Consider the following 20,980-nt stretch of genomic DNA (forward strand, 5'->3'; position numbering starts at 1 on the left):
TGGCCGATTCGGCCCCTATCATTCCCCTACCCGTGAATTTGTGCCAAAATCAGCCAGCCCGCGTTCCGAATACAGCGAGGGCGGCCCGAATACCCGAGCCGCCCTCGCATTCCTATGTCACAACCCGCGCACCCGCAGGCGCGCCGCCCGTCCTCTACTTCGCGACGATGTTCACCAGGCGGCCGGGCACCACGACGACCTTCTTAACGTCCTTGCCCTCGAGCGCCGCTTCGACGGCTGCAAGGCCTACGGCCTTGATGTCGTCCTCGGCAGCATCGGCGGCCACCATGATCTTGGCCTTCACCTTGCCGTTCACCTGCACAGCCAGCTCGACCTCGTCGGCCTTGGCCTGCTCGGGGTCGAACTCGGGCCACGGCTGCGTGTGCACCGAGCCGTCCTTGCCCAGCACTGCATGCCACAGCTCCTCGGCCCAGTGCGGCGCGAACGGAGCCAGCAGCTTCACCAGCACTTCGGCCACATCGGCATCGACCGCGCGCGACTCTTCGCAGGCGGCGCGCTGCTCGGGCGAGCGCTTGCGCAGGTAGTCGCTCGCCGCGTTCGTCAGCTCCATGATGGCGGCGAGGGCCGTGTTGAAGTTGTTGCGGTCGAAGTCGTCGACCACCTTGCCCACCACACGATGGCGCTCGCGCACCAGCTGTTCGAGCGCTTTGATGCCCTCGTCCTCGGACGCGCCCGGCTGGAACAGCGTTTCCTCGTCGGCGGCTCCCATCAGGTCGTTCACAATGCGCCAAGCGCGGTTCATGAACTTGTAGATGCCCGCCAGGCCGCCCTCGTCCCACAGCAGGTCCTTGTCGGGCGGGGCCATGAACAGGATGTACGCGCGCACCGCGTCGGCGCCGTACTCGGCGATCATGTCCTCGGGGGCAATGACGTTGCCCTTCGACTTCGACATGGTCTCGCCGTGCTCGTCCTTCACCATGCCCTGGCACAAGAGGTTCGAGAACGGCTCATCGAACTCAAGCAGCCCCAGGTCGCGCAGCACTTTCGTGTAGAAGCGGCTGTACAGCAGGTGCAGGATGGCATGCTCGATGCCGCCGATGTACTGGTCGACGGGCATCCAACGGTTCGCCTTCTCGGGCGCGAACGGCAGCTCCTCGTTGTGCGGATCGGTGTAGCGCAGGTAGTACCAGCTGGAGCATGTGAACGTGTCCATCGTGTCCGTCTCGCGCTTCGCCGGGCCGCCGCATACCGGGCACGTCGTGTTCACGAACGCCTCGTGCGTGGCAAGCGTCTCGCCTGCAGCCAGGTCGATGTCCTCGGGCAGGCGCACCGGAAGGTCCTCCTCCGGCACGGGCACGAGACCGCATTCCGGGCAGTGCACGGCCGGGATGGGGTTGCCCCAGTAGCGCTGACGGCTGATCAGCCAATCGCGCAGGCGGAACTGCACGGTCTTCTTGCCCTTGCCCTCGGCCGCGAGGTCGCCGATGATCGCATCGACGGCGGGCGAATGCTTGCCGCCCACCATGCCGGTGTACTTGCCGGACTGCACCAGCACGCCTTCGGCATCGTAGGCCGCTTCCCAATCGACCGACGTCACGCGGCGCTCCTGCACGCCGTTGAGCTCGGGATACAGCGGATCGTCCTCGCCCAGGATGATGGGAATGATGGGCAGGTCGTACTTGCGCGCGAACTCGAAGTCGCGCTGGTCGCCGCACGGCACGGCCATGACCGCACCGGTGCCGTAATCGCTCACGATGTAGTCGGCCACCCACACGGGCACCTTCTCGCCGTTCACCGGGTTCACCATATAGCGGCCGGTGAACGCGCCGTGCTTCTCGCGGTCGCCCTGGGCGCGCTCGACGGCGCTCACCTTGGCGGCGCCTTCCACCACCTCGCGCACGGCGGCTTCGTACTCGGTGCCCTCCACCAGCTCCATGAGGCCCTTGTACTCGGGCGCCAGCAGGAAGAACGAGCAGCCGAACAAGGTATCGGGACGCGTGGTGAACACGGTGATCACATCGTCGGCCGTCGGTTCGGCCGGAGCCTCGCCGTCGGGCCCGCACAGCACGAAGTCGATTTCGGCGCCTTCGGAGCGGCCGATCCAGTTCGCCTGCATCTGCTTGACGCGCTCGGGCCAACCGTCCAGCTGGTCGAGGTCGTCCAGCAGCTCCTGGGCGTAGTCGGTGATCTTGAAGTACCACTGCGTGAGGTCGCGCTTCTCCACCGCGCCGTGGCAACGCCAGCACTCGCCCTCGGTGACCTGCTCGTTCGCGAGCACCGTCGCGCAGTTCGGGCACCAGTTCACCGGGCTGTTGCGGCGCTCGACCAAACCGCGCTTCCAGAACTGCAGGAAGATCCACTGGCCCCAGCGGTAGTACTCGGGGTCGCACGCCACCACGGTGCGGTCCCAGTCGTACGAGAAGCCCATGCGCTTGAAGCTGGCCTTCTGCGTGTCGATGTTGGCGTAGGTCCATTTGGCCGGATGGCTGTTGCGCTTGATGGCCGCGTTCTCGGCCGGCAGGCCGAACGCGTCCCAACCCATGGGATGCAGCACGTCGAAGCCGCGCATCTTGTAGTAGCGCGCGACGACGTCGCCGATGGTGTAGTTGCGCACGTGTCCCATGTGGATGTCGCCCGAGGGGTACGGGAACATCTCGAGCACGTACTTCTTCGGCTTCGAGGGATCCTCGGTCACCTTGTACAGGTCGGCATCGTCCCACTCCTTTTGCCAGCGGGGTTCGATCTCGTGCGGGTTGTACGGTTTCATGGTCATTGGTTTTCCTCGTCAGGCCGTCGCCCGCCCATGCGCGTCCGCACGGGTGGGCCAATTGTTCGCGAATGCTCCTATTATAGTGATATTGTCCGATGCGCGAAATGGCGGCTTTCACATCCACCCGAAAACCGCCGGGATTCGAAAGCTCGATGCACTCCGGCGTGCGCAACACGACAAGACCTCGTCGTCCATGGTGGTCCGCATTCGTCAGGCGATTCACGAGAACTTCTCGCAAAGCTTTGCGCTCAGAGGAGTCATCAATTCGAGTCAAAACCGTTTGTTTGATTATTTGAGGTTATGCATGGCTATTTCTGAACGAATACATAGCAATCGTCGGTCGACCGAGCGGGATCGAACGCGTAGCCGAGCGCATCGAAGGCTTGCAGGTCGGCAGGTTCTTTAATGGCGTTCTCGGCGCACCAGCGCACCATGGTACCGCGCGCGGCTTTCGCGGCGGTGGAGCGCTGCACGAGGCGATCGCGCGCGTCGACGGTGCCGAACAGGCAGGTGAGCACTCTTGCCCCGCAGCGATCCGCAGAGGGAACGACGGCCTTCGCGTATTCCACCGATGCCAGGTTCACGATGACGTCCGTTTCGGCCGCGAGCACGCGGCTCAGGCTGTCGCCCCAGAACTCGTAGAGATTGCGCGCGCCGTCCACCGCGAGCTTCGCCTGCATTTCCAGGCGGTACGGCGCCACGCCGTCGAGCGGGCGCACCACGCCGTAGAGCCCCGAGAGGATGCGCAGATGCTCCTGCAGGTAATCCAACTGCTCCATCGTCATCACCTGCGGCGCAAGGTTCTGGTACTGGATGCCCTCGTAGGCCAGCACCGCCGGCGTCAACGCGCCGGAGCGCACTTCGAGCGTGCGGAAGCGTTCGAAGTTGAGTTCGGCCAGCGCGTCGCTGCACTGCCACAGCGCCTTCGCCTCGTCGTACGAGAGCGCCCGCACCGTATCGGCCAGACGCGCAGCCCGATCCGCGAACATCGGCAGATCGCGCCATCCAAACGCATCGTCGACCACGCTCATCTTCTTAGCAGGAGAAACGATGAACCTCATATCCCACCTCACCTTGCATCCAGTTTCAGCAACACCGTTGTGCGGTACACGCCATCTTCCTGCACGGTTTCCAACGTGCCGTCGTGACGGTCGGCGAGGGTTTTGAGGATGTTCAGGCCCCAGCCGTGCTCGGGAAGGCGGTCGCCGCGCGAACGGCGCGGAGCGCGACGGGCCTCGCCAGGTTCAGCCGGCGCGCAACTGTTCTCCATCCGCACTGCCAGATAGCCGGCATCCACACGTGCTTTCAGCTTGATGAACCGCGCGCCCTCCGGCACCTTGCCGCATGCGCTGACAGCGTTGTCCAGCAGGTTCGAGAACACCGCGCACAGCTCCACGCTCGGCAGAGAGACATCGTCGGCCAGCGCCAGATCGAGCTCGAGTCGAATGCCTCGCTCCGCGCATACGGCAGCCTTCATCGAGACGAGGGCATCGACCACCTGGTGCTCGCACGAGCGCTTGCAGGACGAATCCATGATGCCGACCGCCTTCATCAGCCCCCGCGATGCCTGTTCGGCCTCTTGCCGTTGCAGCAGATCGTCCACCGCCGCTAGCTCGCGTGCGACGTCTTCGCGAACGCGGCGCGCTTCATCGATGTCCGCCGATAAACGCCGCAAATACTGTTCCTGCGCTTGCAACTGCTCTTCCAGCAGACGCACACGCTCGCGGGACAGCTCGCGCTTCTCGGACTCCTCCAACGCTTTGAACAGCACGAGATCGACCGGTCCGCACAAGGCGCCCACGACCGCGACCAGCGCGAACATCCAAAAAGGCAGCTCGTAGGCAATCGCATAATAAAAGAGGAACGCAACGATGCACAGCTGGCTGAACGGGAATAAAAGGTTAATCAAAAGACGCGTCGGGGGCACGCCGCGCAGCCGGCGCGCCAGCACCGCCATAATCGCGCACATCAGCAGCAGCACGCCTACCGCGATGATCATCCGCACGATCATAAGACTGCCTCCTCGCTTCGGCGGGTATCGTTAAGCACCTCGGCCATGCAGGCAAGATGTTCGTGGGCCTCTTGAAAGTTGCCGCGTTCCGACAGGGCAAGCACCACCTGTACGTGGTTGCCCATATCGTGCCGCACCTTCAAGGTATGCTCAATGTCCGAAACGAACTCCCCGCAACGCGCTAGATACCGATCCAGCTGCTCTTAGAGCATCGTCGCACGGACATCGTCGCGCCGCTTTTGGGCGAAGCGACCCATAGCCTCAAACAGCAGCAGATCGACCGCGAAACCGACAAGCGCCAGCACCACGCTTGCGCCGTAATACGTCATCGATTCCTGGATGTAGCCGAGCGGTAAAAGGATCATCACGTTCACCAGAACAAGCTGTACCAAGGAAAAAAGCACGGGCAGCCATTCGCCCATTCCCCGTTCCTGAGCGCTGCCGAAACGGTTAAGCAGCATGCAGAGCATCGCGAGAAGCGGAACGAGCAGAGCCATATGAGCCGCATGAGTCAGGAAAAAAGCGCCAAGATGCGTTCGAACGGCCTCGTAATCGGCGACCGGCGTGCCGGTCATCGACATCCACAGGGCGCCGCCGGGCAGCTCTGCGAAGAAAAGCACCAGGTGCGCCAGCGTCACGACGAGAATCCTGCGCGCGAGGCTTCCCTGCGATAGGAATATGGGAATGAGGGCGAGCGGCACGGAGGCCGCCAATCTGAACTCGACGCTCATGCTTGAACGAAACGAGGAGATAAGCAGCACGAAAACAAGTTCCAGCACCCAGAACAGGGAGAGCCTGCGAATATTGAGCATCTTGGTGAGCGCATAGGCGAACACCAATTGCACGGGAACGACCCCGATGATGTCGAGGAGAGCATCGGGCATACGAGAGTCTCGCCGTCCTACAGCTTGGATTGCACGCGCGAGAAGACAGCTTCGCGCACGAACTTGCGGCGCTTCTGGCTCACGGGCACAACCTGGTTCGACGAGAGCACCACGCTGTCCGCTTTGAGTTCCTTGACGTGATCCATGTTTACCAGGAAGCTCTTATGGCATTGGATGAACGAAGCAGGCAGCTCGGCAGCGAGGTCGGACAACGACGCGTACGCTTCGATCTCCTCGGCTCCCGCATGGATGCGTACTTTGCGCCGATCGCTTTCGATATAGCTGATCCTGCTCGGCTCGACAAGCACTACCCTGCTTCCAAGCCGAACGCTCAGGGGCTTGCTCGAGTCGGCCTCGAGCCGCTCGAGCACGCGGCTCAACGCGTCGTCCAAGTCGTCCTGCGCGAACGGCTTTACCAGAAAATACAGATGCTCTGTGCGGTACACGCTCGTGCAGTATTCGACGAAGCCGGTGACGTAGATCACCTGCGTGCCGCACCCTGCGGGGAAATACCGCTTCACGAGGTCGATGCCGTTCGCGTCTTCCGAGCCCAGCTCGATATCCATCACGAGAACGTCAATGGCCGGTTCCTCCGCAAGACGCGCCGTCAAAGATTCGGCGTCGACAACATGCTCGATGGCGAGCTCGCCGCCACGCGGGGAGCATTCGATCATGCTCCGGATGATCTCGGCTTGGGCGGCATCGTCTTCTACTATTACGACCTGGTACATGGCATCGGCTAACGTCTCTGGTTTGCATGGAGGGGATAAGCGTGCTGCGCTCCACGAGATTATATACGATGAAGCTTTTGCCCCTTCCGGGTTTTTCGGTCACTTCGGCAAATATAATGACCGAAACGATGATATATGATCACGGGCGCGCACATAGTCGCCTCTCTCGGCAAGCGCCATAGCCGCATGAGCCTGGTTTCGCACGTCGTGGCGCATCCTCGCCGTCTGCTCGACCTCCAAGACGAACGCATTGCACTGCGCAAGACACGCATCCAGCTGACCCTGCAACAGCGCGGCTCGCTGATCCTCATGCCGCTTGCGAGCGTAGCGGTCCATCGAAGCGAACAGCATCGCATCCACGACGAAGCACCCGATCGCAAGCACCGACATGCCGTAGAAGAGCACGCTGGAACCCAGGCGGGCATACACCCCTGCAATCAGGGGAACCGTCAGCAGAAGAGCCTGCACGACCGGAAACCAGAGGAACAGCCGCAAATTCATCGATCCCGCAGACTCGCCGCGTTGTAGAGCGAGGCGCAGCGCGGCGAACAGCGCTATCATCAAGACGAGATGGACCGCGTGCATGATCGCGAACTCTCCGAGATGCGCCCGCGTATTGTCGTAATCGATGATGTCGATTCCCGTCATGCCGTACCACAACGCCGTCCCCAGCACTTCGGCGATCATGATTGCCACGTTCATGAGCGCAATGACGAACACTTTTCGCGCAGGACGCTCGTCTGCCATGAGGAAGGGCAGCACGCCTCCCGTGAACACGAGGTAGGCGAAGCGCATCCCTGTTCCCGCATCGCCGCGCGTCAACACTACCACGAGCATGCAGCTTGACATAAGAAGGTAGAATGCGGCCCTGTTGCGCATATGCAGCACGCGGCTCCAGGTGTAGATGATGACCGCTTCCACCGGAGCAGTGCCCAGTACGTCGAGCATCGTGTTCGACAGATGCATACCCTCTAAGCCTCCAGAGAGGCGACAACACAAGGCACGACGAGGGTGCTCATTGTTCGCAGGTGGGCGGCTTTGGCGGATGCATCCGCGATCATCGAAACTCCTTCAACCGGGTCTGTCCCCAGCAGGGTACCACGCCAACAGCGCTATAAACTGATGCCGTAGGTCATATGCATCATGTAGAACGCGAAACGCATCACGAAGATGCCGGCGAACACCAGCGCAGACGCGATGGCGGCCGATGCAACCGAGATGCCGCGCCCGCGCATGAGCGGAAGAGCGTCCACTGCAACCCCGGCTACAGCAAGCAGGAAGAAAACCGTCGCCATCGCGCCATACGTCGGTACAAGCTGTTCTGCGGACACAAGGTAGTTTCTCATCGTAAGTACGCTCATGCCTTGGGCGACGTACACGCCCGCATTCGCTAGGAGAGCTGCGGACGAGAGGGCGAGCAGCATCCCGCCCACCCGGCTTTCTAACGGCGACCACCGCGAGAACCGCAAGCCGAAAAGAGTCAGAACCGGGCCGCCCACCAGCGCGTTCAAGCACAACGCGACGGGAACGAAGGGCGTGTCCCAGGTGACCACCGTCCTGCTGGCGTAGGCGAACGACGGCGAGCCTGTTTATCAGGACCGCATCTCCAAGCAGGCGGCCCGCATCTGCCAGAAGTTCCGCCTGAGCGCACGAGAAGCCGAGGTCATGGAGCACATCGTGCGCGGCAGTGCGCATCGCCGAGGAGCTGGTGATCTCCGAGAACACCGTGCGCATGCATTCGAAGCGCATCTACGCCAAGCTCGACATCCACAAAAAGCAGGACCTCATCGACCTCGTAGACTCGTTCGACCCCGAACCGTGAAGCTAACCGAGAACCGAAAACAGCAATCCGAACGTCCTTTTTAGTGCGCGACGGTTTGCACAGAATCGGCAACGGGCTTCACATCGAACGCGAGACCAAGGCTGTCGAGTATTTTCACAACGGTTTGAAATCGAGGATTCGAGTCGTCGGATAGGGTTCGATACAAGTTCTCTCTATTCAATCCCGTGGAAGCCGCAACCGAAGACATCCCTTCAGCCCTTGCCACGACACCGAGCGCATGCTCAAAATATCCAGGATCCCCGTCTTTGAGAGCCTCGCTGAGGTACTCGGCAATATCGTCAGGCGAAGCAAGATGATCTGCAGCATCCCACGTCCTCGTCTCAAGCATGTCGCTCCCTCCATTCGCTCAAAAGTTCTCGGGCTTTCTTGATATCGGCAGTCTGGGTCGATTTGTCGCCTCATTTAAGAGCCTTTGCTTGTTCGAGGCGTTGCTTGAGATATTCGTAGTGAGCGCTTTCTTCGGCGGTCCATGCTCCGAAGAGGATGCGTTCGAGCGCTTCGCTCGCCGGTTCTTCGTCGTCCGCGCTGGAGAAGAGGCGCTGCTCGCTGCGCGAGTACAGGCCTATATCGTCGAACATGCCCGACTCTTCCAACACCTTCAAATTGCCGACGATGCTCTTGACGATGGAAAGGTGGTGCGCCGGATCGACCGCGCGCGGCTCCGTTCCGGCGATGCGCATCTGCTCGTATCGCAACTGGCAGCTGATGAGCGATATCTCCGGCTTAACCGCCATGAGCGCCAACGATACGCTATACCCGCGATCACGTAGGAGCCGCGCAGTCTTCAGGGGGACTTCGGACGTGCGCAACGTCCCTTCGATAATGAGGTTGTATCCCATAATGGAGAGCGCATCGATAATCGCCTCGACCATCCGACCGGCCCACGCCGCCGTATGTGCAGGCGAGTCGATGCCGTATTGGGCGCAGATCTGTTTATATCGCGGATGAAAAGAACGGTACTCGTCACCGTTAACGACAATCACGTTACCGTTCATCGCATTGCGAAAGACGTTGTGAAGAGTCGTCTTCCCTGCTCCGCTCTGGCCGCCAAGCAAAATAGCTTGAGGCTTATCCGAAGGCGCAAGACACGCACCGACGACCGATGAGCTGACGATCTCCTGTATTCCTTCATAGAGTTCTTCATCCGAGTAACATTCGATGCTCTCCATGCTATGCGGCCTTCGCTTCGCGGCTCTTCGCCAAAAGCTCTATGCATTCGATTTGGCCCTTGATCTCCGATAGCCTCACCTTGTTCAAATGACCTTCGTCGATAATGCGTCGCTTGGCCAACGCCAGCTGCATGAACGCATCCTCGTACACCGCAGCAGAAATCTCGTCCCCTTTTTCCCGTGCGGCGGCACGCAAGCGAGAAACCTCCCCCAGTAACTGAGCAGCCTGTTCGTTCAGCACTTCTTGCTGCAAGGTGATTTCGTACATTTCGTTAATATCCATGATGTCCCCGTCCTCGTCGAAGGTTACCAGAGCGTAGATGATCTGCTCGGCCTTGCCGCGCTGCTCGTGCGACAGCAAATCTCCGTCGCGTTCGAAGCAATCCCGCATGAAGGCCGGGTTGTCGGCTGCGCGAATGAGGTTCGCGTTCGCCTTGCTGGGCGTCTGCCCGTTCTCGTAGCGTACGACGCTCGCCTCACCCAATCCAAGCAAACGAGCGAAACCCTGCTGCGTCAAGCCGTACTTCCTTCGAATGCGCTTGATGTCTTGAGCCGTCAAATCCTTCGACATGAGTCCTCCTATCAATCGTTTGATTGATAGGAGTATATCATATGATTTGTTTTGTATCCGATAGAATATAAAAAAGAAGGGCGCCGCTGCAAACGACGCCCTTCATCTTGCTCGTGCCGATATTGGGTCTCGCTACGCCCAGTCTCTCCGCATGACCTCCCACTTCGCGTCGCGGGCGGCTTCCACCTGGGCGATGTCCTCGTCGGTAAGAGCCTTGAAGCGGCCTTGACGGCGCAGGTAGGCTTCGACGCTGGCGAACTCGCGCGGGTTGCGGTTGAGCTTGAACGCCCCGCCCTCGTACTCGGCGAGGTACCACAGGCCGCAGTCGACGATGTCCTTCGAGATGTCCACCGTCTCGTCCACGCCGCAGCCCCACCCCGTCGGGCACGGGGCCATCACATGGATGTACTTCGTCCCACGGATCGTGGCGGCATGCTCCACCTTGCGGATGAAGTCGTTGAGGTAGCCGATGGACGCCGTGGCCGCATAGGGAATGCCGTGCGCGGCCACGATCTCGAACATGTTCTTCTTCTGCGTCAGGCAGCCGCGCATGTTCGACCCGGCAGGCGTGGTGGTGGTCTTGGCGCCGAACGGCGTGAGCGAGCTTTTCTGGATGCCCGTGTTCATGTACGCCTCGTTGTCGTAGCAGATGTACAGCACGTCATCGTTGCGGTCGATGGCGCCCGACAGCGCCTGGATGCCGATGTCGGCGGTGCCGCCGTCGCCGGCGAAGCCCACCACCGTGCAATCGTCGGGCTTCTTGCCCTGCGCGCGCAGGCCGGCCTCGATGCCGGTGAGCACGCTGGCCGTGGCCGCGAACGGCGTGATCATCGCGTTGTTGGCGAAGCTGAGCTGCGGGAAGTTGAAGCCGACGGCGCTCATGCAACCCGCAGGCAGCGCGCACACCGCGTTCGGCCCCAAAACCTTGAGCGCCGCGCGCACGGCCAACGACCCGCCGCATCCGGCGCACGCCTTGTGGCCGAAGAAGAACTCGTCGTCAGTGATGTTCTTGGCATTGACGGCCATGGCTACCGCCCCCTTTCCGACAGAGCTTCGGCTGACTCCGCACGAGATCCTTCGGCTCCGCGCTGCGCGCTACGCTCAGGATGACAATCCGCCGGAGAATCGATCCCGAGGAACGATACGCGCGGCAGGTCGTCCGCCCCTTCGGCCGCCTGCGCGAGCATGGCGTACATGCCCCTCACCTGCGCTTCCGATATATCGTCGCCGCCCAAGCCGCCCACGAAGTCATACGTGGGCACGCCCACGGCCGCTTGCTGCAGCGCGGAGTTCACATTCGTGAACACGGTGCCCTCGGCGCCGAACGACACGTCCTTCTCCAGCACTCCCACGGCCTTCGCGCCGCGCAGCGCCTCGGCGATGAGCGCGCTCGGCATGGGACGCAGGTAGCGGATGCGCAGCATGCCCGCGCGCACGCCCTGGTCGCGCAGCTGCCGCACCACCGAGCGCACAAGCCCCGCCGCCGATCCCAGCGTGACCAGGATCACATCGGCATCGTCGCAGCTCAACGCCTCGACCATGCCGGGATACTGCCGACCGAACACCTCGGCGAACCGCTGCTCCACCCGGGTGACCACGGCGGGCGCGTCCAGCATGTCGCGATGCTCCCAGTACTTGAAGTAGCGGTTGTACTCGGGACCGGCCGAGAAGCCGATGTTCACGGGATGCTCGAAGTCGAACCGGTTGCCCGCAGGCTCGTAGGGTGGCAGGAACGCGTCGGCCTCGGCGGGTTCGGGCACGTCAACCGTCTCGTAGGTGTGCGTGAGCGCGAACCCGTCGAGGTTCACCATCACGGGCGTTGCCACCGCAGGGTTCTCGGCCACCGCGTACGCCATGAGCGCCAGGTCGAGCGCCTCCTGGTTGTCTTCGGCGTACACCTGGATCCATCCATGGTCGAGCAGCGCCAGCGAGTCGCGCTGGTCGCCGTAGATGTTCCACGGCAGCGCGGTTGCGCGGTTCGCGTTCATCATCACGATGGGGAACCGTCCGCCCGCCGCGTAGGTCAGGCACTCGGCCATGTACAGCAAACCCTGGCTCGACGTGGCCGTGAACGTGCGCGCACCCGTAGCCGACGCGCCGATGGCGCACGACAGCGCCGAATGCTCGCTTTCAACGTGCACGTACTCGGCGGCCAGCGAGCCGTCCTCGACCATCTCGCTCAGTCGCTCCACCACCACCGTCTGCGGTGTGATGGGATACGCGGAAATCACCTGCGGGCGCGCCAAGCGCACGCCTTCGGCGAACGCTTCGTCGCCGGAAAGGAACCGTTTCATCGGGCATCCGCCTCGCTTTCAAGGATCATCGTGATCGAGTTGAACTTGCACGCCTTCGCGCAGATGCCGCAGCCCTTGCAGAAGTCGAGGTCGATAGCCACCGGCGCGCTCTCGGCGGCAGGGTCGGCCACCTTGTACACGGTGCCGTCGGGGCAGTGGAGGTAGCACTGGAGACAGCCGGTGCACAACGCGGGGTCGATCACGGGGCGCAGGTTGCGCCAGCCGGCGTTCTTCACCGTGAGGCAGCCGGCCTCGAAGCACGTGGAATGGGCGAAGTCGGAAGGGTCGAGGTCGGCGGAGCGCAGCGTGGGGATGCGAGACGCAGGACGCGGAGATACGACGACGTCGTCCTGAGCGGAGCCGCCGCAGGCGGTCAGACTCGGAGCGCTTTCAGCTGGCGCTGCATGGGCTCCTTCGACTTCGCGCGCCGCCTGGACTTCGCCCATCGCCTCCCGTGCAGCGTCCACGATGGCGATGTTCTTCGCGTGCAGCTTCGCTGGCATGTACTGGCGGATGGCCTCCTGCACGTTCTCGACGCTCACCCGATCGCACAGCGCCGACAGCGCACCGAGGAACACGGTGTTCGGAATCGACCGACCCAGAACGGCCGCCGAGATGCCGTCGGCGTCGAGCGCCACGATGCGCCGGTCGTCGAATACGCGCACGCTGTTCACCAGCACGACGCCTCCCGGCTTCAGCTCGTTTTCCCAGCCCTCGCCCAGCAGCGTATCGTCGAGGTAGATCACGTAGTCGGCCTTCGCCACGGCGCTGCGGTCGCCGATGGGCTCGTCAGACAGCTTCGTGAACGCCCGCATCGGCGCGCCGCGCCGCTCGGGCCCGAACGACGGAAACGCCAGAGCATGCCGACCGTCGTCGAGCGATGCCGCCGCGCCCAGCAGCCGCGCAGCCGTGAAGGCGCCCTGGCCGCCGCGACCGTGCCACAGTATTTCGATCATGGACTCTCCCCTTCGCATCTTTGCACGTTGGTCATGCAAGTATACCGCTGCGCACGAGCGCGGACGGCTTCGCGCTCGCCCACATGCCGTCAAACTCCCCCAATTGGGCAAAGCACCTCTCACCCCTCGCGCTTTCCGTCTCTTTCCTCGTCCGCAAAACCATTCTGGACGCAAAAGACGATCCATGACAATTTCGGAGGCCAAACAAGACGGCCATAGACGTATGGGATTGTTACGAGCTGGGAAAACAAGCAAACCTTTATCGCCATAACCGGAAAACGCCGCCTGAAATTGTCATAGCTTGCATTTTGCGTACACGTGCGCGCGCCATGGATTCGCTAAGCGGAGCGCTTCCGTTTGCTGCTGGTATGAATCTTGGCGTAGCGCCCACATGCGAACTATATAATGCTCCTTGAGAGAGAATGGGCATGCGACGCAGCGAAGGAGCCTGACGCGACATCATGGATCGCATTACGCGCAACGACACCAAACACGGTTCGCACGCAAAACAACCGACGGAGCCCTTGCACGACGACACCGTGATCGATGAAACGCCCGCGCCATCTGACACGACGCCGTTCCTCGGCGCTTCTTCGCGTGAGCGCCAGGCAACCAGCAAGCGGCGTAAGCCCAACTTCATCACGAAAGGCGTCAACCGCTGGTGCAACCGCTTGCTGGGCGCGGTATCCGAGCGCTCGCTTGCCGACCAGGAGGAAGAGTACGCCGCGCACCGCACCACGCGCGACTACGTATGGAACACGGTGGGCGTGGGCGCATGGGGCATGGTGTTCCCCATCCTCACCGTCGTGGTCACGCAGCTGGTGGGCGTGGAGCAAGCCGGCATGTTCTCGCTCGCATTCGTCACCGGCACGCTGCTCATGATCCTGGCGAACTACGGCGTGCGCACCTATCAGGTATCCGACGTGACCGAGGAGCATTCGTTCTCGGACTATCAGATCAACCGCCTGATCACCTGCGCATTCATGGTGTTGGTGGGCGTGGCGTACTGCATGGTGCGCGGCTACGAGAGCCAGATGTTCACCATCAGCTTGGGCGTGTACCTCTATAAAATGGTAGACGGCCTGGCCGATGTGTACGAGGGACGGTTGCAGCAGGTGGACAAGCTGTATTTGTCGGGCGTGTCGCAGGCATTCCGTTCCGTCGTGGTGCTGGTCGTGTTCTCGCTGTGCCTGCTGATCACGCGCAATCTGGCCGTGTCGTGCATCGTCATGGCCGTCGCGGCCATCGCTACGTTCCTGGTGCTCACGTTCCCGCTGGCGATGTTCGAAACGCCGAAGTCGAAGCGGTGGAACTTCGGCAGCATCGTCGAGCTGTTCAAACAGTGCTTTCCCCTGTTCATCGCGCTGTTCCTGTATGCGTTCATCGACAACATGCCGAAGTTCGTCATGGAGGGCGTGCTGAGCTACGACAACCAGCTGTACTTCAACGCGCTGTACTTCCCCGCGCAGGGCATTCTGCTGACCGTCGGGTTCATCTACAAGCCCCTGCTCGTGCGCATGGCGAACGTCTGGGCCGATCCGACGAAACGCAAGCGGTTCGACCTGATCATCGTCGTGATCATGGCCGTCATCGTCGCGGTTGCCGGCGTGACGGCGCTCGCGATGGCATGGATCGGCATCCCGGTGATGAGCTTTCTATACGGCGTGGACTTCGAGCAGTTCCGCGGACTGTGCTACATCATGCTGGCCGCAGGCGGCGTGACGGCGGCCATCGACTTCTTGTACCAGGTGATCACCGTGCTGCGCCAGCAGCGCGCCGTGACGAAGCTGTACGTGATCACGTTCGGATTCGCGCTGTTCGTGCCCATCCTTCTGGTGAACTTCACGGGGCTGCCCGGCGCCGTGATTGGCTACCTTATCGTGATGACCATCCTGTTCGTGCTTCTGATCTGGGAGTACCTGCGCATCCGCATGGCGCTGTCGCGCGATAACGCCGTCGCCGCCGAGATGCCCCACCCCATGCGCCCCAGCGAGGCGCGGGCCGAGCGCGCCCGTCGCGAGCAGGTGCGCGCCAAATGGGGAACCAGCACCGTCCCGCCCGTCAGCGACGAGGCGCTCGACCTGGCCGGCCGTCCCCGCCCCGCCGACTGGGACGAGGACGACGAACGCCAAGGGCTGGCGTAAGCTCGCGACGCACGGTTTGTTCATAGCAATGAACAAACCTTCTCGTTTCCGCATCTTGTCAATCGTAATGAACAAAAATGCCCCGCTTCGTAGGAAACGGGGCATTGGGTGAACATCGGCAGAAGGGCTCGCGCGAAGCGCGAAACAACCTACCGGGTTGGCGTAGCGAGTCAGCGAGGGCCGCTCTGGCGGCCCAGATTCGCGGGATCGCGCAAGCGACGCGTACTTATGGTACGCGAGCTTGCGGGATCGCGCGAAGATGGGGTGCCAGAGCGCCCCGCAGCGTCGGCAGCTTCCGGCGGCCGGCAAGCCGCCGAAACCCTAGAACCGGGCGTACTTCACGAGGTTCTTCTTGAGGGTGTCCACGAAACGCTGGCCGATGTCGCCCAGCTCTTCCCCCTTGCGCACCACGTAGCCAAGGTGCAGCTTCACGTCGGTGTCCAGCGGCACGGTGTTCAGACCCGCGCCGTCGGAGATGCCCACGAGGATGCCGCTGGTCACGGTGTAGCCGTTCAGCGCCACGATCAGCTCGGACAGCGACGCGCGGTCGGTGCAGGCGATGCTCTTGGCGCGCGGCACGCTGGCCAGCGCTTCCTCGGCGAACGCGACCGGCGAATCCTCGTCCTGCTCGAAATACAGGTACGGGAAATCCTCCATGTCCTCCAGCGACAGGCTGGAGGCGTTCACCATCGGGTGGCTCTTCGGCAGCGCCACGCGCGGAGCCGACTGGATGAGCTCGACGAATTCGAGGCCCGCGGCATCGAGCGCGGCGTTCACCTCGTCGGCCGTGGCCGACGTCTGGAACAGCACGCCCAGCTCGCTCCTCCCGCCGGCGACGTCGTCGATGACGCCCTGGGTGGTGCGGTCGCGCAGCGCGTAGGCGTACGCGTCGCCGCCCAGCGCCAGCACGGTGTGGGCGAACGTCTGCACATTGAACAGGTAGTGCTGCCCGGAAACGGCGAAGGTGGTTTCAACAGTCATAAGTGGTTCCTTCCCTAGCGCGTGACGCAGCCGCGCTCGTCGATGAAACGCGAGGCCTTGTGTTCGGACGACGTGCCCAGCTTGCCTGCATCATACACGATAACCTTGGCAGGACGCACGCCGGTGTGCGCCTTGAGCGCGGCTTCCGTGCGGCTTGCCACCTCGTCGTACGGCTCGTCGCTGCCCAGCGAGCGCTCGACGGACACTTCGTACTTGCAGGTGAAGTTCTTCTCGTACACACGGATGGAGTACTCACCCGTGAGACCGTCCAGACCGCGCACCACGTACTCGATGTCGCTGGGGAACACGTTGACGGCGCCCACGATGAACATCTCGTCCTTGCGGCCGGTCACGTGGATGCGCGCCAGCGTGCGACCGCATTCGCAGGTGTCAGTGCTCACGTAGCCGATGTCGCCCGTGCGGAAACGGATCATCGGGCGAGCCTTCTTGCACAGCGTCGTGTACACAAGCTCGCCCGTCTCGCCCGGGGCCAGCACTTCGCCGGTCGTCGGATCCACCGTCTCCACGAGGATCTGGTCTTCCACGATGTGCAGGCCGTCATGCGCCTCGCACGCGGCGGCGCAGGCGCCGTAGATGTCGGACAGACCGTAGAAGTCGACCACCTTCGCGCCCCAGAGGTTCTCGATGGCCTCGCGCGTGGACTTGATGGAGCCACCCGCCTCGCCGGCCACGATGATGGTGTGGATGTTGAAGTCTTCCTTGGGGTCGAAGCCCTTCTCCTTGGCGATCTCGCCGAGGTGCCACGCGTAGGACGGCGACGTCCAGATGATGGTGGGCTGGTACTGCTTGAGCACGAACAGCAGGCGGTCGGACGGCACGGCGCCCACCCAGATGGCCAGCGCGCCCAGGCGCTGCGCGCCGATGACGTCGGGGCCGCCCACGTACAGGGCGAAGTTCAGGCCGTGCACGTAGCGGTCGTTCGGGCGCATGCCCGCCTGCCAGAACAAACGAGCCTCGGTGTCCTGCCACAGGTCGAAGTCCTCCTGCGTGAAGGGGCTGACCGTGGGCACGCCCGTCGAGCCAGACGAGGTGGCCATGAAGATGACCTCTTCCTCGGGCACGGAGCACATCTCGCCGAAGAAGCTGCCCACATGCTGCGTCTCGCGCTCCGTCTTCTTGTCGCAGAAGGGGAACTTCGCGATGTCGTCGAGCGATTCGATGTCGCCCGGCTTCACGCCGGCCTCGTCGAACGCGCGCTTGTAGTACACTGTGTTGTCGTATGCGTAGGCCACCATGTCCTTCAGGCGCTCAAGCTGCAGCGCCTCAAGCTCCGGCCGCGGCATGCATTCGATCTCCGGATCATAGTACTTCTGATCGTAGGGGATGTCCTTCGCCATGGTTGCTCCTTGTTCGTTTGCGTTTCGCTTCTCGTGTCGCCGCTGCGGGCCGTGAGCCCGCAAGCTTTTGCGCGCCTGCACGTTCCGGGCGCGTTCGCACATGCGAGCCGCGCGCTTGCGCTCCGGCGCCCACCCTGCGCGCTTGGCCCCGCCGAGTTAAGCATCGCGAATGTTTCACATGAAACATTCGTTCGCTACCAGGGTTTATGCGCGCAATGCAGCGTATTGCATGAAACCACGAACGCGACTCAAACACAACCTTTCGGGTCATTCGATGTTTTGATGGTTTGCTATCGATGGAGCAGATAACTGGGTACAATAGGAGGAAGAACGTCGAGCAGGGACGAAGGGTTCGCGGCTGACGCCGCACGGGATCCTTCGACTTCGCGGCTTCGCCGCTCCGCTCAACAGAGTGGGCGGCTTGCACCCGCTCAGGATGACGGGGCGGGCGGCTTGCGTTCGCTCGCTTTCCACGACAGGATGGAGCCACCATGACCTTGCAGCAGCTGCGCTACCTCATCGCCATCGCGGAGTACGGCTCCATCAACGCGGCAGCGCAGAACCTGTACGCGTCGCAGTCGAACCTCTCGACCGCCATCAAGGAGCTTGAGCAGGAGCTGGGCATCACCGTGTTCACGCGCAGCAACCGCGGCGTGACGCTGACGAACGACGGCACCGAGCTTCTAGGCTACGCGCGCCAGGTGATCGAGCAGGCCGACATGCTGGAGATGCGCTACGCCGATAAAGGCTCCACCCACCTGCGGCTGGCCGTGTCCACGCAGCACTACGCGTTCAGCGTGCAGGCGTTCGTGAACGTGGTGGAAGGCTGCAAGGGCGAGGAGTACGAGTTCATCCTGCGCGAAAGCACCACGGCCGAGATCATCGACGACGTGCGCACGTTCCGCAGCGAAGTGGGCATCCTGTACACCGACGACTTCAACCGGCGCGTGCTGCAGAAGGCGTTCGACGACGCCGACGTGGCCTACGCTCCCCTGTTCGACGCGCGCGTGCACGTGTTCGTGGGCGAGCACCACCCGCTGGCGGGCGCCACGCTGCTGCGACCCGACGACCTGGCCGACTACCCGCGCTACTCGTTCGAGCAGGGCACTACGAATTCGTTCTACTATTCCGAAGAGCCGCTCAGCCACCTGCCGCACAAGCGCAACATCCGCATCTCCGACCGCGGCACGCTCACCAACCTGCTGACCAGCTACAACGGATACACCCTGTCCACCGGCGTGCTGTCGGCCGAGATGCACTCGGGCATCGCCAGCATCCCGTTGGACGTGGACGAGACAATGCAGGTGGGCTACATCATGCACAACGAGCGCCGCCCGAGCGACCTGCTGCTGCGCTACATCGACGAGCTGCACGCCATCATCGGCGCCGACCCCACCGTAGAGCCGCACCTTTAGCACAAGTGTTCCACATGAAACTCTTGTTACGCCCCCTCGCGGCCCGTGCGCACGCCCGTCCTCGAAGCCCCGGAGCATCGCAGCTGGGCGCGCTCCCATCGCGACTCGCGTGCGCTCCCGCCCCTCACGGCCCAACGAGCTCGGGCACCCTCGAAGCCCCCATCCCTCTCGGCACGCAAAAAAAACGCCGCCCGTTCGTCCGGGCGGCGTTTCCAGTGCGTGTTCCAAGCAGACAGGTTTAGTGGATGCTGCTGCTCACGTAGGGGGTCTTGTCCTTCAGCACCACGTCGTGGGCGCCGCCCTCGACGATGGACGTGGACGAGACGATGGTCAGCTTCGCCTTCTCCTGCAGCTCGGGGATGGTCAGCGCGCCGCAGTTGCACATCGTGGACTTCACCTTCGACAGCGTGAGGTCGACGTTGTCCTTCAGCGAGCCGGCGTACGGCACGTAGCTGTCGACGCCCTCCTCGAACGACATGCCCTTCTTGTCGCCGCCCAGGTCGTAGCGCTGCCAGTTGCGCGCGCGAGCCGAACCCTCGCCCCAGTACTCCTTCATGTAGGAGCCGTTGATGTTCACCTTGTTCGTGGGGCTCTCGTCGAAACGGGCGAAGTAGCGGCCCAGCATGACGAAGTCGGAGCCCATGGCCAGAGCAAGCGTCAGATGATGATCGTACACGATGCCGCCGTCGGAGCAGATGGGAATGTACACGCCCGTCTCCTCGAAGTACTCGTCGCGTGCCTTCGCCACTTCGATGGTAGCGGTGGCCTGGCCGCGGCCGATGCCCTTCTGCTCACGCGTGATGCAGATGGAGCCGCCGCCGATGCCCACCTTGATGAAGTCGGCGCCCGCATCGGCCAGGAAGCGGAAGCCCTCGGCGTCCACCACGTTGCCCGCGCCCACCTTCACGTCGTCGCCATAGTGCTCGCGGATCCACTCGATGGTGAACTTCTGCCAGTCGGAATAACCCTCGGAGCTGTCGATGCACAGCACGTCGGCACCGGCCTCCACCAGCGCCGGCACGCGCTCGGCGTAGTCGCGCGTGTTGATGCCCGCGCCCACCATGTAGCGCTTGTGCGCGTCCAACATCTCGTTGGGATTCGACTTATGAGAGTCGTAGTCCTTGCGGAACACCAGGTACATGAGGCAATCGTCGTCGTCCACCACGGGCAGGGAGTTCAGCTTGTTGTCCCAGATGATGTCGTTGGCAACCTTGAGGCTGGTGTCGGCCGGAGCCACGATCATCTTCTCGCGCGGGGTCATGAAGTCGGCCACCTTCGCGTCCATGGACATACGGGACAAACGGTAGTCGCGATCGGTGACCACGCCCACCAGCTTGCCGTGCGCCGAACCGTCGGCGGTGACGGGCATGGTGGAGTGACCGTGCTCCTCCTTGAGGGCTACCACGTCGGCCAGCGTCATCTCGGGAGAGAGGTTCGCGTCGCTGGTGACGAAGCCGGCCTTGTAGTCCTTGACGCGAGCGACCATAGCGGCCTGGTCCTCGATGGTCTGGGAGCCGTACACGAACGACAGGCCGCCTTCGGTAGCAAGCGCGATGGCCATGCCGTCGTCGGACACAGCCTGCATGATGGCGGACACCATGGGGATGTTCAACGAGATGGCGGGCTCTTCGCCGCGCTTGAACTTCACGAGCGGCGTCTTCAGGCTGACTTCGGCGGGAATGCACTGGGCCGAAGAATAGCCGGGAACGAGCAGGTACTCGTTAAAGGTTCGGGACGGCTCGTCGAAATAGTATGCCATGACTCCTCCATCTGCGGTCGGTGCGGTGTCGGGGTGCCGCGAAGCGCATATCGCTCCGCCGTGCATCCGTTACTCAGGTGTTACCCGCTATTATAGCCACGGGAGCCCCGCCCACGCGAGCAATCCCCAAGGA

19 protein-coding genes and 1 pseudogene are annotated in these 20,980 nt (G+C 62.7%); 3 read left to right on the forward strand and 17 right to left on the reverse strand.

From position 1 onward, the window contains the following. Positions 1 to 154: 154 nt before the first annotated feature. The 8 genes from leuS to GT590_RS04250 form a co-directional block, all read right to left on the reverse strand. Positions 155 to 2,728, reverse strand: a complete 2,574-nt coding sequence (gene leuS, locus GT590_RS04220) for a leucine--tRNA ligase (protein WP_035578867.1) — start codon at positions 2,726 to 2,728, stop codon at positions 155 to 157. Between the two features lie 311 nt (positions 2,729 to 3,039). Beyond that, positions 3,040 to 3,792 carry a peroxide stress protein YaaA gene (gene yaaA, locus GT590_RS04225; protein WP_009306045.1) on the reverse strand — a complete coding sequence of 251 codons (753 nt, stop codon included), beginning with the start codon at positions 3,790 to 3,792 and terminating at the stop codon, positions 3,040 to 3,042. A gap of 8 nt (positions 3,793 to 3,800) precedes the next feature. Next, on the reverse strand, positions 3,801 to 4,712 hold the full coding sequence (locus GT590_RS04230; protein ID WP_226844274.1) for a sensor histidine kinase: 912 nt from the start codon (positions 4,710 to 4,712) through the stop codon (positions 3,801 to 3,803). A 26-nt stretch (positions 4,713 to 4,738) separates the two neighbouring features. Next, a complete protein-coding gene (locus GT590_RS14660; RefSeq protein ID WP_255458508.1) occupies positions 4,739 to 4,867 on the reverse strand; it encodes a hypothetical protein in 129 nt (42 codons plus the stop codon). A 78-nt stretch (positions 4,868 to 4,945) separates the two neighbouring features. After that, positions 4,946 to 5,626 (reverse strand): hypothetical protein, encoded by a 681-nt coding sequence (locus GT590_RS04235; protein WP_205289552.1) that lies wholly within the window; start codon positions 5,624 to 5,626, stop codon positions 4,946 to 4,948. A 17-nt stretch (positions 5,627 to 5,643) separates the two neighbouring features. Then, on the reverse strand, positions 5,644 to 6,357 hold the full coding sequence (locus GT590_RS04240) for a LytTR family DNA-binding domain-containing protein (protein WP_009608014.1): 714 nt from the start codon (positions 6,355 to 6,357) through the stop codon (positions 5,644 to 5,646). Positions 6,358 to 6,456: 99 nt separating this feature from the next. Further along, the gene (locus GT590_RS04245) at positions 6,457 to 7,323 is read right to left on the reverse strand and encodes a hypothetical protein (RefSeq protein ID WP_009607931.1); all 867 of its coding nucleotides are present in this window, start codon (positions 7,321 to 7,323) and stop codon (positions 6,457 to 6,459) included. A 146-nt stretch (positions 7,324 to 7,469) separates the two neighbouring features. Continuing rightward, positions 7,470 to 7,910 carry a DmsC/YnfH family molybdoenzyme membrane anchor subunit gene (locus GT590_RS04250; protein ID WP_114516388.1) on the reverse strand — a complete coding sequence of 147 codons (441 nt, stop codon included), beginning with the start codon at positions 7,908 to 7,910 and terminating at the stop codon, positions 7,470 to 7,472. 28 nt (positions 7,911 to 7,938) lie between these two features. Here GT590_RS04250 and GT590_RS04255 point away from each other — a divergent pair. Then, positions 7,939 to 8,179: pseudogene (locus GT590_RS04255) on the forward strand (response regulator transcription factor); the annotation flags it as partial. A gap of 40 nt (positions 8,180 to 8,219) precedes the next feature. Here the strand turns inward: GT590_RS04255 and GT590_RS04260 are convergent. From GT590_RS04260 to GT590_RS04285, 6 genes are all read right to left on the reverse strand, one after another. Beyond that, complete coding sequence (locus tag GT590_RS04260; protein WP_009306030.1) at positions 8,220 to 8,528, reverse strand: addiction module antidote protein; 309 nt, start codon at positions 8,526 to 8,528, stop codon at positions 8,220 to 8,222. Positions 8,529 to 8,598: 70 nt separating this feature from the next. After that, complete coding sequence (locus GT590_RS04265) at positions 8,599 to 9,369, reverse strand: zeta toxin family protein (protein WP_009306029.1); 771 nt, start codon at positions 9,367 to 9,369, stop codon at positions 8,599 to 8,601. Between the two features lies 1 nt (position 9,370). Continuing rightward, positions 9,371 to 9,940 carry a helix-turn-helix domain-containing protein gene (locus GT590_RS04270; protein ID WP_009306028.1) on the reverse strand — a complete coding sequence of 190 codons (570 nt, stop codon included), beginning with the start codon at positions 9,938 to 9,940 and terminating at the stop codon, positions 9,371 to 9,373. A 132-nt stretch (positions 9,941 to 10,072) separates the two neighbouring features. Then, positions 10,073 to 10,966: a thiamine pyrophosphate-dependent enzyme gene (locus GT590_RS04275; protein WP_114516387.1), complete on the reverse strand. Its 894-nt coding sequence runs from the start codon at positions 10,964 to 10,966 to the stop codon at positions 10,073 to 10,075. Between the two features lie 2 nt (positions 10,967 to 10,968). Then, complete coding sequence (locus GT590_RS04280; RefSeq protein ID WP_240129879.1) at positions 10,969 to 12,234, reverse strand: transketolase C-terminal domain-containing protein; 1,266 nt, start codon at positions 12,232 to 12,234, stop codon at positions 10,969 to 10,971. Next, positions 12,231 to 13,190 (reverse strand): 2-oxoacid:acceptor oxidoreductase family protein, encoded by a 960-nt coding sequence (locus tag GT590_RS04285; protein ID WP_161170925.1) that lies wholly within the window; start codon positions 13,188 to 13,190, stop codon positions 12,231 to 12,233. The genes GT590_RS04280 and GT590_RS04285 overlap by 4 nt, the downstream gene beginning before the upstream one ends. Positions 13,191 to 13,651: 461 nt before the next feature. Here GT590_RS04285 and GT590_RS04290 point away from each other — a divergent pair, with 461 nt between their 5' ends. After that, positions 13,652 to 15,334 carry a lipopolysaccharide biosynthesis protein gene (locus tag GT590_RS04290; RefSeq protein WP_229041088.1) on the forward strand — a complete coding sequence of 561 codons (1,683 nt, stop codon included), beginning with the start codon at positions 13,652 to 13,654 and terminating at the stop codon, positions 15,332 to 15,334. Positions 15,335 to 15,655: 321 nt separating this feature from the next. Here the strand turns inward: GT590_RS04290 and GT590_RS04295 are convergent, their stop codons facing one another. After that, complete coding sequence (locus GT590_RS04295) at positions 15,656 to 16,315, reverse strand: LysR family transcriptional regulator substrate-binding protein (protein WP_161170926.1); 660 nt, start codon at positions 16,313 to 16,315, stop codon at positions 15,656 to 15,658. A 14-nt stretch (positions 16,316 to 16,329) separates the two neighbouring features. Then, positions 16,330 to 17,673: a phenylacetate--CoA ligase family protein gene (locus GT590_RS04300; RefSeq protein WP_009306018.1), complete on the reverse strand. Its 1,344-nt coding sequence runs from the start codon at positions 17,671 to 17,673 to the stop codon at positions 16,330 to 16,332. 491 nt (positions 17,674 to 18,164) lie between these two features. Here GT590_RS04300 and GT590_RS04305 point away from each other — a divergent pair, with 491 nt between their 5' ends. Then, positions 18,165 to 19,088: a LysR family transcriptional regulator gene (locus tag GT590_RS04305; RefSeq protein WP_009608146.1), complete on the forward strand. Its 924-nt coding sequence runs from the start codon at positions 18,165 to 18,167 to the stop codon at positions 19,086 to 19,088. 238 nt (positions 19,089 to 19,326) lie between these two features. Here the strand turns inward: GT590_RS04305 and GT590_RS04310 are convergent, their stop codons facing one another. Then, on the reverse strand, positions 19,327 to 20,847 hold the full coding sequence (locus tag GT590_RS04310) for an IMP dehydrogenase (protein ID WP_009306016.1): 1,521 nt from the start codon (positions 20,845 to 20,847) through the stop codon (positions 19,327 to 19,329). Positions 20,848 to 20,980: the final 133 nt, after the last annotated feature.

The organism is Eggerthella sp. BIOML-A1 (assembly GCF_009875595.1).
GTDB classification, from domain to species: Bacteria; Actinomycetota; Coriobacteriia; order Coriobacteriales; family Eggerthellaceae; genus Eggerthella; species Eggerthella lenta.